The following is an 18,348-nucleotide window of genomic DNA, read 5'->3' on the forward strand; positions in this document are numbered from 1 at the left end:
CAATGTATTCATCTACCGGCCTTGAACGTTGATTTTGTCCATTATGTTCGTTAATTCTTCCATCATCGCAGGACGGTGCCTGTAGATCATTTTCCAGTGAAGCATTTGGGCCAAAAGTGTTTCCCTGCCAGAAGGTATATCTTTAAATATAGCGAATACGATGTCCATAAATCTTTGGTAAGCGCTACGTTTATTTGCAGACTCGGCTTGTTGATCCAGTAGCGGGGAATACAAATTCATGAGCTGCGAAGGATACAATTTATATAAATGATCATGATAGTTTAGTATGGTTTCCAAATCGGTCTGTCGTTGCACAATTGCGAGTAATTTGTCGAACATATTCTCTTCAATATAGATAGGACCTATTTCGTTTAAAAGCCAGTAGTCCTGATTTTTCCAATAGGAACTTTTTTCTCCAGTTGCTTTTGCACGAATCGAGTTGATTTTGTTATTAATGATGCTTTTCCATTCTTTTGGAGTATATGTGTTTTTCCACTGGTTGTAGTAATGGCTGTTAAAAGAGTACCCAATAGCGAATTTTTCTGTAAAAAAGCGCACCATTTGAATGTCATTTTCCAATACGGCAATATGCAATAGGATTTCTTCCCAGTCCCTTATTATACCGGGATGCTGGGCTTCTTCCGCTAGTCGTATGCCTTCTGCCAGCAATTCCTTGGCCTCTTCGAAGCGTCCATTTTCAATGGCTTTTTCGACCTGAATCTTCCTCACTTTTGGCAAATGGATTTGTTGTTCCATCAGTTGCTGTGCCTCTTCGATCCTGTTTCCATTTTGAAGGATGGAGGCTTTAATTTGTATAAAGAAGCTACTTCGGTAATCATAATGGTCTAAACGAGCCTTATAAATAGCCGCATCGGCAAAGTTCATAAAATCGTCGATTTTACTTAAATCCAGACATAGCTGCGCATAAAGATCCGTCATGTCATATCCGAAGTTGCCGTAGTCAAAGTACAGATCCTGTTGCAGCACTTTATTTAAATACGTGGCAATCTTTTGTTTCAAATCGACTGGGGACTGGACCGCAATATCTGTCAATAAGGATATACCACTATCGATAGCATCTCCTAAATATCCATTGCTATCGTCAGCGTAAGTAATCACGGGCATAACTTCCTGTATATATATCATGCATAACAGACTGCCGTATAGGAAGTTTTTTTGGGACAGATAATATTGGCCTTGCATCAGAATTTTTTCTAATTCCCGAGCCAGCTTACCGCTTGAACCATAATCGATAAATTCGTGTTTGCTGTAGGTCTTGATCGCTTTTCTAATCTGATCCTTTATTTGTTTTTCTATGTCAAAGTTTTCATCTTTTTCTGCAAAGAATAGTTCAAAATCAGATTTAAAGCTCTTGTTCTTTTTGCTGTACTGGACAATAAATGCTTTCAGCTCGTCGCTACTGATATTGTCCAGTAGTTTTTGAAAGGATAGTTTTGTTTTTTTCTTGGTAGTTTTAGGTACATCCTCAGGAGCAATCGCTTTTTCATCCCGTATAGCATACAAGACAGCAACCACATGTTTGCACAAATCGCTATCGAAAGGACAGTCACATTCATAATTATTTACAAATCCCTTTTTGCTTATTCCAATCTCTACAAAATAATCGTCCGAGCCGGTTACCGCAGCACTCCAGACACCATCTTCTGTTTCTTCAAGAGATTCAACCTGTCCTTTTTGGTAGTAGACTTTACCTCGCTGTAAAATCGTACTATTGATCTGTTTTTCAAAAGATGATAGTTCCATTTCCATGTTTTTTTAAAAATAGTAATTTATGTGTCGATAGAACAATTGATTTTCTAAAAATTATCCTCACTGTACCAGCCGACAGATCTTTTATCAAATTACTTGGCGAGAACCAAGTTGTCGACTTCACGAGTAGCAGCAGGCACGTTAACCAAAATGCTTAAGCATACCATCGGATAGATTTATTGTTATAATTTCGTATCTTAATCGACTAAATCGAAATACATATGGCAACACTAGAAATAGGACAACAAGCACCGGATTTTAGTGCAAAAAATCAAAATGGTGAAACGGTACATCTTTCGGATTTCAAAGGGAAAAAAGTTATTTTATATTTTTATCCAAAAGACAATACACCAGGCTGCACCACGGAGGCCTGCAATTTCAGAGACAATTATCAGTCCCTGAAAAAGGACGGTTATGAAATCATCGGCGTAAGTGTGGATGACGAAGCATCACATAAAAAATTTATCACTAAACACGAATTACCTTTCCAGCTCCTTGTCGATGAAGACAAAAGTCTCGTGGAGGCTTATGGGGTATGGGTAGAGAAAAACATGTATGGTAAAAAATATATGGGTACAGCACGCACAACCTTTGTGATTGATGCAGATGGCATTATCCAGCATATCATCAAAAAAGTAGATAACAAAAATGCGTCCCAGCAGATCCGTGATTTAGGCATTTAAAGAATACCTCTTATCAAGAATCTTATATCTAAAATCTAAAACTAATATCTATATTTGCCACTTATGAGCAAACAGACAGACGACTTTTTCAAAAGTGTAGTATCACACGCGAAGGAATACGGTTTTGTATTTCAATCGAGCGAAATATATGACGGATTAAGTGCCGTCTACGATTATGGTCAATTGGGTTCGGAATTAAAAAACAACCTAAAGACTTATTGGTGGAAATCCATGGTGCAATTGCACGAAAACATTGTTGGTATTGATGCCGCAATTTTCATGCACCCAACAACATGGAAAGCATCTGGTCACGTTGATGGTTTTAACGACCCAATGATCGACAATAAGGATTCAAAAAAACGTTACCGTGCCGATCAATTGATCGAAGATAAGATTGCACGTTATGAAGCAGATGGTAAGACAGCTGAAGCTGCTGCCCTATTAGACGCTTTGAATACCGCATTGAATGCAGACGATTTAGCTGGACTGAAAACCATCATTGAAGAACATAATATCGTATGTCCGGTTTCAGGCACCAAAAACTGGACTGAAGTACGTCAATTTAATTTGATGTTTGCAACCCAAATGGGTGCTATGGCAGATGGAGCTGATCAGGTTTACCTTCGTCCTGAAACTGCACAAGGTATTTTCGTCAACTTCCTGAACGTTCAAAAGACAGGACGTATGAAAATTCCGTTTGGTATTGCACAAATTGGTAAAGCTTTCCGTAACGAAGTAATTGCACGTCAGTTTATCATGCGTATGCGTGAATTCGAGCAAATGGAAATGCAATTTTTCTGCCGCCCGGGTACTGAATTGGAATGGTATAACAAATGGAAAGAGACACGCTTGAAATGGCACTTGGCATTGGGCTTCGATCCATCAAACTACCGTTACCACGACCACGATAAATTAGCGCATTACGCAAATGCTGCAGTTGATATTGAATTCAACTTCCCATTCGGATTCAAAGAAGTTGAAGGTATCCACTCGCGTACAGATTTTGACTTGAAACAACATCAGGAATTTTCTAAAAAGAAAATGCAATATTTTGATCCTGAAATCAATCAAAACTACATTCCATATGTAATTGAAACTTCAATTGGATTGGATCGCCTTTTCTTAACTGTATTATGTAACTCTTTGGTAACAGAAGATCTTTCTACAGCAGAAAAACAAGATTCTCGTGTTGTATTGAAATTTCCACCAGCATTGGCACCGGTAAAAGCTGCAATTTTACCATTGACCAAAAAAGATGGTTTACCAGAAAAAGCACGTGAGATCCTAAATACGTTAAAATTGGATTACAACGTTCAATATGACGAAAAAGATGCCATTGGAAAACGTTACCGTCGTCAAGACGCAATCGGAACACCAATCTGTATCACAGTCGATTACGATTCATTGGAAGACAACACCGTAACCATCCGGCACCGTGATACGATGGCACAGGAGCGTGTTGCCATTGCCGATCTTGAAAAAATATTGAATGACTTGGCTGGTTGGAACACCCTGCTTAAAAAATTAATATAATCAAATCACTATAACAGAAAAGGTGTCCACTGCTGGACACCTTTTTTGTGTTGATAGATGTAGGGAGGCTAGATGCTGTATTAAAAGCTTTGACTAGTATTCTATCACAATATTGTCGTCCCAGTGCTCGTTCTTCACGACCTGAAAACCCAGATTTCCGTTGGCAGATTCCAGCAATTTGCCCTTAAACTGTATTTGAACATTGTTTCGGATTTCACTCCCGAGTTCAAATGTACGCAGTAATTGGCCGTCTTTGAAAACTCGAAACTGATACCGAATAGCCTTGTTATCGAGATAATAGCCCATAAATTGGTTGAACGAAAAACTTTGATCAGCTACCGTAAAATGTGGGACAACCGTCAACACACTTTTATCGAACTGATCGCTACTTCGCGTCATAAAAGGATAATAATGAAATACAGGATGAAGTTGCTCTACCTGAATACTATCAATTGCGCTCAGATCTTCGCTGTCTGTAAAGGTCAACTTGACCTCACTGTAGATCCGGTTTAACTTCAGTACCCGCTCTAACGCCCCCTTAACCTCAAAGGTATCCCGAGCGGCAAACAACTCCGCAGATTGTTCAGAAAAAGCATTCGTAGCATAAAAATGTTCAAAATCCACAGCCTCTGCCATAATCAGCGGTAATGTTGAATTTTTAGCTATTAGACTGAGGTAATAAGTTCCAATCGGCAATTCAACAGCGAATGTTTCCTGCGAAGTAAGCACGCCCGATTTGATCATGGCCTTCGATTTTGCATCGAACACATGATAGTAAAACTTGCTTGGTAAAACGGCCGGGTTGACTTGTCCGTAAATCATCAAGTTGTCCATCTTAAAGGTACCTGTCGTTGGACTGTAACCCGCTCCTCCATCCCTGCTACCCGCAAATAATGAGATTTTCAACCAAAGCTCTTTACTGTTGCCAAGCGATATGTCAGCCAAAGAAGCACTTACAGAAACTTTAGATGAAAGAGACAGATTAGAAGGATACTTGACTGTGTCTGAAAGTGCGGAAAAACTATTCCCCTTATCAAGCGAATAACTCAAAAGCAGCGCCCTTGGTCCTGTACTCGAACTATTGCAATCAAAGGTCCAAGTACCCAGCGAGTGAATACTTGTAGTAGGAATCTTGACTAGTATCTCTTTACTCCCTTTAAAACTAACGGCTTTTCCCGTTGCAGGCCAACCAGCCAAGAAATCATAGTCTGTCTTTTCATTGTTGTAATCGATCGAAACGGCGGCATCGAGTGCGACTTCAGGAACAGTGTTGCTACTATCAAACGTCCAGTGGTACAGCAATTCGTTTTCGGAAGCAGCTCCGCTTAGCGCAGCCCGTTTTGCTTTGATTGATTGTTTTTTTAGGGGAGTAACAATCGCTTCAAAATCCTTGACTTTGAATTTTACCGCATGAATTGTTTCATCGTTTTCATCGGGAAGTTTTGCATGCTTTTTGCACGAAGGCATTGCGGCTAAAACCAGGATGAATACACATGAAAGAATTCCCCAAGTTGACTTGGATTTTCTTTTCATAAATATAAATGATTTATAAGTTAATTAACCGGCAGATTAAAATTAACTTATAAATCATTTCACTCCAATAGCGTAACTAAAAAATTACAATCGTTTTCTCGCTTTTACAAGTGGTCTCTTTATCTATTTTTTGAACGTATATCTTTCCAGAAGAGATTGTTAATTTCATTTTGAGCACATTATTCAGCCCTCTTAGACGTACATACTCGCCATTAAATTCGTCCCATTCCTAATCGGATTACCATCTTCATTCAACCAGATATAGTTATAATGCGCATCGACTTTATCTTTTACCGTCAACTGTACTGTGTTTTTCTTCTTGTCTATTTTAACCTGAATATTCTTTGGCTTATCAATTTTGTCCAAATACCAACTCCGTCTTTTCCAAGCCAGCATTTCCAGTGGACCTGCTTTGCATCTGCCGATTGCGAGCGGTTTACAGACTCAATAGCATATGGATTACCAGTCCAATACTCATCGGAAAGCTGGGCAAAGGAATGTCCAATTTCGCGCATCGCGATGTCATTGCTCTTAAAATTAACAGTGACGAGTCTTTCTCCGATATTGTCAATAAAACCCTTCTTCAGATCTCCGCAGGGCGCCTACCAAAAATCAATGGGATAAGGTTCCCGCATCGTAACATGCGTCAAACAGCTTAATCGCGCATACGATGTTCCTGTACATATTCACTCGGCGACAGTTTGGTTATTTTCTTGAACACCCGATTGAAATTGACAACATTGTTAAACCCTGTTTTAAAAGCGATATTAGAAACACTTTCCGAAGATTCGTCAATCAACATTTTACAGGCGCGTTCAATCCGGATTTCATTGAGGAAGGTAACATAGGTTTTCCGGGTATGTTTCTTAAAATACTTGCAAAATGCGTGTGGTGTCATGTGTGCTACCGCTGCTATATCTTCCAAGGAAATCTTGTCTCCAAAATGCTGGAAAGTATATTGGAATATTTCATTGATTCGCAATCCTTCGGCATCTGAGAACTTCTTTTGTGGAATACCTGTATACAGCGAAGTCCATTGATCTACTTTTTTACTTAAAAAATTAATCAGCTTCACAAACGAGAGGAGACGATCTATGCCCGCACTCACGTTAATCTGTACAAATTTTTCTTTCAACGCGACGGAATGCTCCGCATCCAATTTTTTACTGACGTTGATGTGTTCCAGGAAATACTTAACATCATCGAATTCAGGGAAATCCAGAAAGGGTTTAAAATGTTCGTAGTCGAAAAAAATATGGATGGCATGAATGCCATCCCTTATATCTTCCCCCGTTTTGAACATATGCGGTTCATCCGCATCAACGATATAGATCTCGTCCTCTTCAAAACTATGTGTAAAGTTGCCAATCATAAAGGTTCCCCGCCCTTTCAGGATGTAGGTCAGTTGGATTTCCTTGTGTCGGTGATAGTTGCTATAGAATGAAGGCAGAATGTCTTCCTGCACACAAATAGATCCTTGGTAAACAACCGGAACTGTAAATTGAACGACTTTCATTATGTATTGAAATAACAAATATTAAACAGTTAATTCAAATGTAAGATTTTTTAAGACAATAATCGTTAATTTTTAGCAAGAAATTCCTTTACCTTTCCTAAAAACTGTGGCATTGCTGGATCCTCACCACTCAAGGATAAAATTTGGAAGGTCTGCGGATTTATCCATAGATAACTTGGCGTACGATCTATACCAAAATCATTTTCCATCGTTGCCTGGTCATTATAATTCAAAAAATAGCTCTGCTTCCCTAGCGCCAGCTCCTTACTTGATTTGATCCATTTATCCAGATCCTTATCCAGCGAAAAATAGATAACCCTTACCCCCATAGCGTTCAACTGAGATTCTTTTTTCCGTAACATCACTATATCTGCCTTGCTATTTGTATTGGAAGTTCTCCAAAACGCGGCAATCAGCATTTTAGCCTTTGAAATATTCTTTAAATTCAAACTATCCCGTTCTACATTCATCGGGCTAATAGCAGGAAATACAGGCATATTTTCATAGAAGTCTTTCACCCTATCGACCTTTTCGCGGGCAAATTTAAAATAAGGATGCTTCTGCAAATCCGTATTAAAACTCAGCAATGCGGCATCGAATTTTTTATAATTCGTCTGATCCAAGGAGATGTATTTAAAAAAATAAGGCAATACTAAGGATGAACGGTGGGTACTATCGAGAATAAAATCGGCGTATAGTGTGCGTGGATTAAATGCGGCATTACCGCTTAAGCGCTGTATTTCATCCACTGTTTTCTCATAGGAACCATCATTTCTTGCAGCCATCGAAGGCAACTGACTCTCCAGCTGCCTTACCCGTTGGCTTTTATTTGCTGTTTTATTTTTTTCCTCCTCTTCACGCTGTTTATAGTTCGCATTGAACTGTATGAAATCCTTGGCATTCTGCGAAGAGGTTGTCAAGGTAAACTTACCCTGATTTTCACTCAGATCATAGTCACTCCCGCCTTCGACAAATAATGTATAGGCCTCCATACCCTTTATCTGAATATCATAAAATCCGGCCATGGCTAGTTCGCCTTCCAAAACAAATTGCCCATTGGCAACCGGCGTTTTTACAAATTGCTGCAGTTTATTATCGTGATCGACGAGGCTCACCTGAGTCCCGTCCGCGGCAGTGGTTTTTCCAGTTATCTTATAGCTAAAGCTATTCAACAAGGCGGCTGTCTTCGCCGATTCGGACTTTTGGGTACAGGCTGTCGTCCCCAAGGCCAGCACAGACACCAAACAAAAATAGTTAACGAACTTCATAATCTTTATAGTTTCCGTTTTCAAATAGACGAAGCTTTCCTTTTTTACCTTTAATCTGCAAGGCGGAAACCTTTCCATTTTCCCATTTGATGTCTACGGTATAGTTTCCACGGGTTTTAAGTCCCTTAACTTCACCCTTTGACCAAGCTTTGGGTAGAGCAGGTAATAGATGGATATAACCATTGTGGCTCTGTATCAACATCTCGGCAATCCCGGCTGCACCGCCAAAGTTTCCATCGATCTGAAAAGGCGGATGCGCACAGAATAAATTAGGGTAGGTACCTGCCCCGATTCCCTGATAGGTTGTTTCATTGGTAAAAGCAGGTTTAAGCAACTGCCTTAGAATTTCGAGTGCATGATCACCGTCCTGTAATCTCGCCCAAAACAATATTTTCCAGGCTCTCGACCAGCCCGTTCCTTCATCGCCGCGCACAGCTAAAGTCTTACGTGCTGCTTCAGCCCATTCAGGTGTCGTCTGTGGCGAGATAAATGCCGCAGGATACAAACCATATAAATGCGATACATGTCGGTGTTTAGGTTCAACTTCCTGATAATCTTCGAGCCATTCCATGACACGCCCGGATGGGCTAACGACTACAGGCGGAGGGATATCCTTCAGCTTTGTTTTCAAGGTACCGGCAAAACTATCGTTCATCGCCAGGATAGAATCTGCTTGAATTACTGCCTGATACAACTCCCGTACGATCTGATTGTCAATGGTAGGCCCCATCACAACCGCAGCAACTTTTCCATTGGCCATTCGGAAAGCATTTTCCGGCGACACCGATGGTGAAGTGACCCACCATCCGGTTTTAGGATCCTGAACAAGTGTGTGATCATAAAATACGGCTGCTCCTTTTAATATCGGATAAATCTCTTTGAGGTAATTTTTATCGCCGGTAAACAGATAATGTTCCCAGAGATGATTACATAGCCAGCCCGATGCCGTACTGGCTCCCCAGGAAGCCTGCTCACCCGGAGCGGAATAGCCCCAGATATTCGTCATCATATAGACCACCCAACCCGGTGCATTATAGTATGCCTTTGCAGTCTGCTCACCTGTCTTTGCAATCCGTTTTATCATTTCGATAAAAGGCTTATGATACTCGCTCAGATTATTAACCTCCACGCCCCAATGATTCATTTGTGCATTGATGTTGAGATGATAATCACCATTCCAAGGCGTATTGATCTGATTAGCCCATAGTCCCTGAAGGTTTGGCGGGAGTGCTTTTGTATTTTTCGGGGCAGCACTTGAAATATTCAAATACCTTCCGTATTGATAATAAATCGTTGCCAAATCGGGATCCTGAACCGGATTTTTATAAAAATTAGCAATGCGTTCATTGGTCGGAATAGCGTTATTCACTGTATTTCCATACAGATTGAGACTTACCCGATCGAAGACCTTTTGATACGCAGCGAGATGATCCCGATATACCTTTTGTTCTTCAGCAGTTTTTGCTGCTGTAACCGCTGCTTTGACAACAGGTAAGGGGTCCTTTCCATAATAGGAAGTACTTGCTGAGAAATAGATAGTAAGACCACCATTTGCCGACACCTCTAAGGTTTTATCCTTTTTGTTGATCTGCAGATTTTTACCTTTAACCTGAATAAATCCAACGAATTTCAGATTTTTACCTCCCTTTCCATCAGGCAAAGATCCCTCAACCAGAATCCCATCGTCCAACAAGGTATAACGGTCAATATTTTCCTGGCGCTGGAATGATATGCCTAACTGCTGTACCTCATCGTTATGTTGACTCAATTGGATAACACCTACATTATTGTCAAAAGAAGTATAATAACGACGTTGGAACTGTTGTCCGTTGATCTTGAATGAAGTTTGTGCCGAGGCTGTCGCTAAGTCCAAGGAACGCTTGTAATCTTTGATCCTTCCCGCGGGCAATTTATAATCGAGTATAAGGTCGCCGAATAGCTGATAACAGCCGTAGGGAACCGTTGCCCCATTACCAAAACTAGACCCCTTGCCTTTGGTCACAAAAGTTTCATTGACCAATTTTTCGGCTTCATCATTTTTACCGGCCTTAAGCAACGCCTGAATAGCTTCAACATTTTTATAGGCTTCATAATTATTGGGATCCTCTGGACTGCCCGACCACATACTAATCTCGTTGAGTACGATCTTTTCATGACTAGGATTTCCATCTGGCATCATGCCGATGAGTCCGTTTCCTAATGGCAAGGTCTCTTCCCAAACCTTCGCGGGCTTATTATACCAAAGTACGAGTGGATTTTGTTGAGCAAAAAGCATCGTGGTATGACATATACATACCACGATAAGCATTAAAAATCTATTTACCATACAATTCAAATTCCGCTATGGCCAATTCATTGCCATCAATAAATTGTTTTGGTTCAAATTTGATAAACTTGGTTGCGCTGTTCGTATCGAAAAACACCTGTTGCAAAATCGGATTCGCCTTAATATTGGAAAACTCACCCTCTTTAACAAGGATCCATGTTTTCCCGTCAGTACTAGTTGATATTTTGTAATGTGTTGGTGTCCCTACGTTCTTTCCATCCTGACGAGGAAGGAAGCCGATACCAGAAACAGGTTTGTCTGTAGCGACAACGATTACACCTTGATCGGCAACAGTCGCAAAAGTACTTGGTTTTCCGTCAGATAAATAAGCATTATTATTGGATCTACCTGTCGAAATCTTAAACCCTGTCAGCTTTTTCACCTCTTTGGTATTAAATGCAAAGGGTTCGTTGTACTCCTTGAACAGTCCAAAATCACTGAGCGTGATTGCTACCGGAGCATAAACATGAAGACGTAGTTTACTTGCAGTTTGAGGTTGCTCGAGTTTGATGAGGCGGTTTGCGCCGATACTTGTTGCTTTGGCCAAAGGTTTCCAGCTGTTATTTTCCCAACGTTCAATGGAGACACTGTCGATACGTTGTCCCAACTTAATGTTCTCTCTCAACTGAATAAGATCAAATTTCGCAGGGGATTTTAATTTTATTTCCAATGTTGCCGATGTTTTGGAATCGTCTGTTGCCCAATAGCTATAGCGGTCGTTATCTGTAATAAAGGAAGTACCATAGGATTTTGAATCACCATTACGGACATTAGATGCCGTGATGGTTGCTCCCTTAGCCAGATTTGTACGGAAAGTTTCCCTCACTTTTTTCCCAAAAGCCTGCAGCGACTTCACATCATTCTCATGTAATGTACCAGAAGGCATCGGTGCTAAACCAAGATTCATGCATGCTCCTCTTCCAACTGATTTTAAATAGATCTCAAAAAGTTGATTTGGTGTTTTTACACGGCTATCTTGTTCTTCATGATAAAACCATCCCGGACGTTGTGGCACGTCACATTCAGCAGGTATCCAATATTTACCATTACGGTCACCTGTTTCGGCATTATGTGATTCTGTCGCTCCGGGTACAGCGACTTTTCCGTTTAAGCCAATCGGCGTAAATGTTGCCCATGATGTTTCAGCAGCAAATCCTTTTTCATTACCCACCCAGCGCATATCCGGACCGATATCTGAGAAAATAACCGCTTCAGGTTGTAATTTTCGTACAATTGGCCAGGTTTTTTCATGCCACTCATAGTAAGTTGTTCGGTCGATGATACGCTTTCCTTCATGGCCACCATAAAAGCCATCACCACCATTTGCTCCATCATGCCAGGATGTAAACAAAGGGCCATAATTGCTCATCAATTCAGTCAGCTGCTGTCTGTAGGCTTCAGCATAGGCCGGCGTACCGTAACGTTCATCGTGACGATCCCAAGCAGAAAGATATACACCAAATTTCATCCCATTTCGATGGGTCGCTTGCATAAATTCTTTGACCATATCACCTTTTCCATTTTCCCATGGTGAAGAAGCGATACTATAGGATGTTGTCTTGGTTGGCCACAAACAGAATCCATCATGGTGTTTTGCCACACTAATTAAGCCCCTGAAACCACCTGCTGCCGCTGCCTTAGCAATTTGATTTGCATCAAAAGCCGAAGGATTAAACAACGAGGGCTGTGCATCACCATAACCCCACTCCTTATTTTGGAAAGTTGTCGGCGTATAATGAATCAAACAATACGTTTCCATCTCTTGCCACTTTAATTGACGCTCGGTTGGCAGAGCCCCGTAAGCTTTTAAAGTATCTGATTTGGCTACAGGCCCGCTGGAAAGTAAAATGGAGGATAACAAGATTGTCAACATAGTCTATATTTATGTTCTAGAAAATTAGGTTGTAAAGCCCTAAGATAAGAAGTTTTGCAAAATGCTGTATGTAACATTTGCGTACAAAACCGACCGATGCTCAGCTCCAATAGGATTTACCCCTGGGTCAAATCGTATTCTTTGTTCAAATCAATCGATTGATTAAAATAAGTATTCCAATTTATCCATGCTGCTATTTTCTAGCAAGAATTTAGCTTATCCTGTAAAGCTATAACCGTTTTTCAGCTCCTATTTATTTTCTAATGCTAAAGAAAAAGCAATCATTCAGTCAATTGATCAGCTATATCGCACCTAAAATATCCTTTTTTTATTCTACTTTCCTGAAAAATCAGATTCTTTCCCTCGTGGTTCAAAAATCATCGATCCTTTAATTAGGGGATAAAATAGTTAACAGCGTTCTACTAGATGCTCGCTTAGGCTATACTCGAGATTGGCAATTTTTTTCGGTTTGTTCCTTAAGTCCATTTCTCCTTCCTTTGAACAGGAAAAGCAAAGCACTAGGAATATAGTACAAGGCAAAAGCCATATTTTTTTCATAAGATGGGTTATTTCATTGCTAATTATACGAATATAAAAATTTCATCTCGTAACTTTACCCATCATGAAACAAGATCAATCTAAAATCATACGTGAACAGGTCGATCGTTCAGCACTTCGCGAACATTCGACTCCTTTATACCTTACATCAAGTTTTATCTTCGACAGCGCTGAACAAGGTCGGGCGGTCTTTGCTGGCGAAGAGGATGCAATGATTTATTCCCGCTATGCCAATCCAAATACTTCAGAATTCATCAACAAAGTTTGTATTCTTGAAGGCGCAGAGGCAGGGTTGTCTTTTGCATCAGGTATGGCAGCAGTATTTGCCTCCTTTGCGGGCATTATCGAAAGTGGAGACCATATCGTTTCTTCACGCGCGATATTCGGTTCCACGCATCAGTTATTTACGGAACTCTTCCCACGTTGGGGTGTTACCACAACTTACGTAGACGCTGCTAATCCTGAAGAATGGGAAAAAGCGATTCAACCCAATACGAAAATCATCTTTTTGGAATCGCCATCCAATCCTGGTTTGGAACTGGTTGATTTGGAATGGTTGGGTAAATTCAAGGAGAAATATCCCCATATCATTCTGTCGATCGACAACTGCTTTGCTACGCCTTATCTTCAGAAACCGATTCAATATGGATTTGACCTAGTTATCCATTCGGCCACCAAATATATGGATGGGCAAGGTCGTGTATTAGGTGGAATTGTGGTCGGAAAACAAGAGCTAATCGACAAATTGATGTTCTTTATCCGTCATACAGGCCCAGCACTCTCCCCATTCAATGCATGGATCATATCAAAAAGTTTAGACACGCTGGGCATTCGTATGGACCGCCATTGTTCCAACGCATTGGCTTTGGCCGAGGCATTGGAAAATCATGCGGAAATTGAGGATGTAAAATATCCATTTTTACCAAGCCATCCACAATATGAGCTGGCCAAGAAACAAATGAAAGCTGGTGGCGGTATTGTAACCTTTGTTGTCAAAGGTGGTTTTGAGCGAGCAAAAGCCTTTGTGGATCATTTGGAAATGATTTTATACACCTCTAATCTAGGAGATTCAAGATCAATCGCAACGCATCCAGCTTCCACTACACACTCAAAATTGTCGGAAGATGAACGCTTGAACTTAGGCATCAAACCGGGTAGCATTCGCCTGTCTGTGGGTCTGGAAGATCAACAAGATATCATCAACGATATCTTGCAGGCTTTAGAGAAAACGAAATAAACGTTCGCTTTGTCATAGTTAACGAATATACATTAACTAAAAAAGCCTTTGCATAACATAAGCAAAGGCTTTTTAGATTATTCCAAAGTTACTCTTAATTCAAAGATGCGATCGCTGCCGCATAGTTTGGCTCGTCAGCTATTTCTGCAACTTGCTCTTCATACAGTACTTTTCCAGTTTCATCCAATGTAATGACAACACGGCTCAACAAACCTGCCAACGGTCCGTCCGCAATAGCCAGTTGATAAGCATCTGAAAAGTTTGAATCTTTATACTCTGATAACGTCACTACATTATTTAGACCTTCTGCCGCACAAAAGCGACCTTGTGCAAAAGGTAGATCTTTCGATATACATAACACGACAGTATTATCCAACTGCGATGCTTCTTTATTAAATGCACGTACGGAAGCGGCACAAGTTCCGGTATCTACACTAGGAAAAATATTTAATACAATTTTTTTTCCTTTAAAGTCTGCAAGAGACTTATCGGAAAGATCGCCTGCAGTTAATTTAAAATCAGGAGCTTGCTCGCCAACTTGTGGTAAACTGCCTTTTGTGTTTACTGGATTGCCTTTAAAAGTGATTGTAGCCATATAATATGATCGTTTAATTTTTAGTATCCTTGCACTTAAAGGTACGAGCAAAAAAAATATTACACAACATTTATTAATTTTAGTCAAACATTTATTATGTTAGCATTGTATTTGAAAGTGGAATGTTAACCAAAAATAAACACTAGTATGAAGAAACTACTATTCTCAATACTTTGTGCAAGTCCGTCACTCCTGTTTGCACAAGGATCTCAAGTGAATCTACAAAGTCCCAAAGCTGTGGGAATGGGGGGAGCAGGTTCTGCTTACTTTTTAGATGAGTCTTCCATTTTTTATAGTCCGGGTGCTTTAGCAAAAATGGACCATAACGCTATTTCAGTTGCCGGTAATGCCGTGATGTACAAATCTGGCTTTCAAGAGGTCGGCAGTACAGTTGTTTATCATACTAGAAATCAGATTTCAACTCCTTTTTCATTATTTGCTGCATTCGGCCCTAAAAACTCCTGGTGGAAAGCCGGTATTGGAGTATACACACCTTACGGTGGAGCCGTCGATTGGGGGAAAGATTGGGTAGGTAAATTCAGTTTGGTCAGCCTTTCGCTACGTGCAATCTATATTCAGCCCACATTGAGTTTCAAACTGACTGAAAATTTTAGTGTTGGGGGTGGTTTTGTATACAACATTGGTACCGTAGACCTCGAGAATTCTGTTCCGGTATTCTATCCAGACGGTCACGCCGGACTGGCAACCCTAAAAGGAACTGGAACTGGAACGGGGTATAACGTGGGTATTCATTATAACTTAGAAGACGACTTCGCTATATCGGTAAGTTACCGCTCTAAAGTCGTCACCAAACTTAAAAATGGAGATGCAAATTTTGACGTGCCTGAATCGGTAGCAAGCAACTTCCCTGCGGGCAACAAATTCAGTGCTGAATTACCGCTACCATCCACATTTGCCGCGGGCGTTGCCTTCCCTATTTCGGAGAAATTGAAGATGGCTCTTGATGCAACAATCATCAATTATGACATCTATAAGGCGCTAGATTTCGATTACAAAGAAAATACGCCGGTATTGCAAGATACGCATTCTCCAAAAAAATACGATAAAGCAGGATCCGTCAAAGCAGGATTGGAATATATTGCTTCCGACCGCTTGCAATTACGTATAGGTGGCGGTGTGATCGCAACTCCAGTACAGCAGAGTGCTTATGTTTATCCGGAGACACCAGATAACACCAGGTATTTGATATCAGGAGGTTTTACAATAAAACCATCACCAAAATTTGACGTCACAGGTTCCTTTGCATACCAACGCATCGTGGCTCGCCAATCAACCAATGTGGAGAGTCATCTTTCCGGGACTTATGCGACAAATATTTTTGCTCCTGGTATTGGTGTAAGCTATAAATGGTAATTAACAGCCAAATTTGACTAAGATGAAAAAAAACAAACTTTATATAGCTGCGGCGTTAGCACTTTTAGCGATCGCCTCATGTAAACCTACCTTGGACGAATATACGCCTTCGGCTGGATCGCTTAATTTTTCAAAATATGTTGCCATCGGAAATTCATTGACAGCAGGTTATGCCGATGGCGGACTCTACTTGGAGGGCCAAAAGGTGGCTTACCCCAATTTAATTGCAGAGCAATTAAAACAAGTGGGTGGTGGTGAGTTCAAATCGCCATTTTTCAGTGAAGATCAAGCCAATGGTTCTGGCTATATTACGCTTACAGCACTTGTCAATGGACAGCCTGTTACTGCCCAAGTAACGGATAAATTGGCCTATCGCTCAGCTTCACCAAAATTATTGACAAAATATACCGACCCGATTAACAACCTTGGTGTACCAGGTATGCGTATGGATCTTTCTATGGTAGCAGGTATGGGGTCTCCCGCTGGAAACATGTATTTCGAGCGATTACTACCTGATGCAGATGCGATGAAAACATATTTCACCTATTCCACCACGCAAAACCATACCTTCTTTAGTTTTGCGCTTGGAAATAACGACGCGCTCGGCTGGGCAACAAATGGTGGTGTAGTGAACATTAACCCAACAACAAAACAACCGGATCCGACAACTGTGTTGACAGAAACGGCTCAGTTTACTGCGATTCTCAATGGCTATGTACAGGCACTGACTGAGGGGAATAGAAAAGGAGTACTAGCAACAATTCCAGATGTAACAGCAACACCCTATTTTACAACGGTAACCCGTGCTGCTTTATTGGCTGCTGTCAATGCAACAAATCCGCCGACACCGGTAACAAATATCTACATAGCAACCAAGTCAGGTCCCCGTGCAGCTACCGATCAAGATTATTTTGTTCTTCCTTTCTCCTCAACAGGATTATTAGGAAAACCAAATGCTGCACAAATTCCGTACGGCTTACACCCACTGAACCCCGTCGAAGACAAATACGTACTTGATGTAAGCGAAACAGCAACGGTCGTACAACGTATCAACGAGTATAATGCGGCTATCAAAGCTGCTGCAAATTCAAAAGGTCTAGCTTTAGCTGATGTGCATGAATTCTTGAATAATGTAAAAGGAGGTGTTCGTATCAACGGACTAGCGGTGAGCGCAAAATACATTACCGGAAATTCATTCTCTTTAGATGGTATTCACTTAACACCAATTGGAAACGCCCTAATGGCGAACATCTTTATCAGTGCCATCAATTCTAAATATGGCTCAAAGATTCCACAAGTTGATGTAGCGAAATATCGCGGTGTCAAACTGCCCGATACCTTCACAAAATAAACAGTGATCAACATACTGACAAAAGGCAGACGAATAATCGTCTGCCTTTTTTGTATATTTCCTCTATAAATAAGTTCCTCAATAGGCAGAGGAGAGATCGATAAATTACTTTTATATACTACGCAATTATATTGTATATAAAAGGTAATTTATCTAAGTTTGTTTAGTATAGATTGAACAGAAAAAAACTCGTTTCACGTTCCACAGCCTAAACGAGCAAAAAAAGAATAAAATAAGATGAAAATCAAATTAAACCGTGTCAACCAAGCTGTGCATTTCGAAGCCAGCAGTGAATTATCCCCTGTCAAAGTCAACATTGATGGCTCGGAAGCTATCGGCGGTGAAGGAAAAGGTGTGCGTCCAATGGAATTGGTTTTAATGGCACTGGGTTCTTGCAGCGTCTTTGACCTCCATAGCATATTGGTAAAACAACGCCAACAAATTGACGATATCCAGGTCGAAGTAGAAGGTAAACGCCGGGAAGAAATTCCACAAGTATTTACAGATATTCACATTAATTTTTTCCTAAAAGGTGAAATTGATGAGGTAAAAGCAGCCAAAGCGGCTGAATTAGCCGTTAAAAAATATTGCTCAGTACACGATATGCTTGCCGCTGGTGGTATTAATATCACGTATTCTTTGAAAATAAACTAAGAAAATACTTTCTTAGCATCTGATAATCCTCCACATGCGATGTGGAGGATTATTGTTTTTAATGAATGCGACATCCA

The 18,348-nt window shown here is 40.6% G+C and carries 14 protein-coding genes; 6 read left to right on the forward strand and 8 right to left on the reverse strand.

Going from position 1 to position 18,348, the window contains the following annotated elements; translation table 11 throughout:
* Positions 1-12: 12 nt before the first annotated feature.
* Entirely contained in the window at positions 13-1,764 is a 1,752-nt protein-coding gene (locus CBM24_RS24995; protein ID WP_157698586.1) for an SWIM zinc finger domain-containing protein, read from the reverse strand.
* A gap of 227 nt (positions 1,765-1,991) precedes the next feature.
* Here CBM24_RS24995 and bcp point away from each other — a divergent pair, with 227 nt between their 5' ends.
* Both bcp and CBM24_RS25005 read left to right on the forward strand, forming a co-directional pair.
* A complete protein-coding gene (bcp, locus tag CBM24_RS25000) occupies positions 1,992-2,453 on the forward strand; it encodes a thioredoxin-dependent thiol peroxidase (protein WP_088163141.1) in 462 nt (153 codons plus the stop codon).
* A gap of 63 nt (positions 2,454-2,516) precedes the next feature.
* A complete protein-coding gene (locus CBM24_RS25005; RefSeq protein WP_075994392.1) occupies positions 2,517-3,986 on the forward strand; it encodes a glycine--tRNA ligase in 1,470 nt (489 codons plus the stop codon).
* A 93-nt stretch (positions 3,987-4,079) separates the two neighbouring features.
* Here CBM24_RS25005 and CBM24_RS25010 read toward each other — a convergent pair whose 3' ends face one another.
* The 6 genes from CBM24_RS25010 to CBM24_RS25035 form a co-directional block, all read right to left on the reverse strand.
* Entirely contained in the window at positions 4,080-5,519 is a 1,440-nt protein-coding gene (locus CBM24_RS25010) for a hypothetical protein (RefSeq protein ID WP_088163142.1), read from the reverse strand.
* A 192-nt stretch (positions 5,520-5,711) separates the two neighbouring features.
* Entirely contained in the window at positions 5,712-5,915 is a 204-nt protein-coding gene (locus CBM24_RS27425; protein WP_159333438.1) for a hypothetical protein, read from the reverse strand.
* Between the two features lie 259 nt (positions 5,916-6,174).
* Positions 6,175-7,035: a helix-turn-helix domain-containing protein gene (locus CBM24_RS25020; protein WP_070570223.1), complete on the reverse strand. Its 861-nt coding sequence runs from the start codon at positions 7,033-7,035 to the stop codon at positions 6,175-6,177.
* 65 nt (positions 7,036-7,100) lie between these two features.
* A complete protein-coding gene (locus tag CBM24_RS25025) occupies positions 7,101-8,303 on the reverse strand; it encodes a DUF4369 domain-containing protein (RefSeq protein ID WP_088163143.1) in 1,203 nt (400 codons plus the stop codon).
* The gene (locus CBM24_RS25030; protein ID WP_088163144.1) at positions 8,290-10,629 is read right to left on the reverse strand and encodes a glycosyl hydrolase family 95 catalytic domain-containing protein; all 2,340 of its coding nucleotides are present in this window, start codon (positions 10,627-10,629) and stop codon (positions 8,290-8,292) included. Before CBM24_RS25030 ends, CBM24_RS25025 begins: the two co-directional genes overlap by 14 nt.
* On the reverse strand, positions 10,619-12,502 hold the full coding sequence (locus tag CBM24_RS25035; protein WP_088163145.1) for an alpha-L-fucosidase: 1,884 nt from the start codon (positions 12,500-12,502) through the stop codon (positions 10,619-10,621). The genes CBM24_RS25030 and CBM24_RS25035 overlap by 11 nt, the downstream gene beginning before the upstream one ends.
* A gap of 622 nt (positions 12,503-13,124) precedes the next feature.
* Between CBM24_RS25035 and CBM24_RS25040 the strand changes: the two genes are divergently transcribed.
* Positions 13,125-14,297, forward strand: a complete 1,173-nt coding sequence (locus tag CBM24_RS25040) for a trans-sulfuration enzyme family protein (protein WP_075994398.1) — start codon at positions 13,125-13,127, stop codon at positions 14,295-14,297.
* Between the two features lie 94 nt (positions 14,298-14,391).
* Here the strand turns inward: CBM24_RS25040 and tpx are convergent, their stop codons facing one another.
* On the reverse strand, positions 14,392-14,892 hold the full coding sequence (tpx, locus tag CBM24_RS25045) for a thiol peroxidase (RefSeq protein WP_046673694.1): 501 nt from the start codon (positions 14,890-14,892) through the stop codon (positions 14,392-14,394).
* 147 nt (positions 14,893-15,039) lie between these two features.
* Here tpx and CBM24_RS25050 point away from each other — a divergent pair, with 147 nt between their 5' ends.
* From CBM24_RS25050 to CBM24_RS25060, 3 genes are all read left to right on the forward strand, one after another.
* The gene (locus CBM24_RS25050; RefSeq protein WP_070570239.1) at positions 15,040-16,266 is read left to right on the forward strand and encodes an OmpP1/FadL family transporter; all 1,227 of its coding nucleotides are present in this window, start codon (positions 15,040-15,042) and stop codon (positions 16,264-16,266) included.
* A gap of 22 nt (positions 16,267-16,288) precedes the next feature.
* Positions 16,289-17,617 (forward strand): SGNH/GDSL hydrolase family protein, encoded by a 1,329-nt coding sequence (locus CBM24_RS25055; protein ID WP_088163146.1) that lies wholly within the window; start codon positions 16,289-16,291, stop codon positions 17,615-17,617.
* A gap of 237 nt (positions 17,618-17,854) precedes the next feature.
* Positions 17,855-18,271, forward strand: coding sequence for an OsmC family protein (locus CBM24_RS25060; RefSeq protein ID WP_070570243.1), 417 nt, complete (start codon positions 17,855-17,857; stop codon positions 18,269-18,271).
* Positions 18,272-18,348 lie beyond the last annotated feature (77 nt).

This window comes from Sphingobacterium sp. G1-14 (assembly GCF_002196555.1).
GTDB classification, from domain to species: domain Bacteria; phylum Bacteroidota; class Bacteroidia; order Sphingobacteriales; family Sphingobacteriaceae; genus Sphingobacterium; species Sphingobacterium siyangense.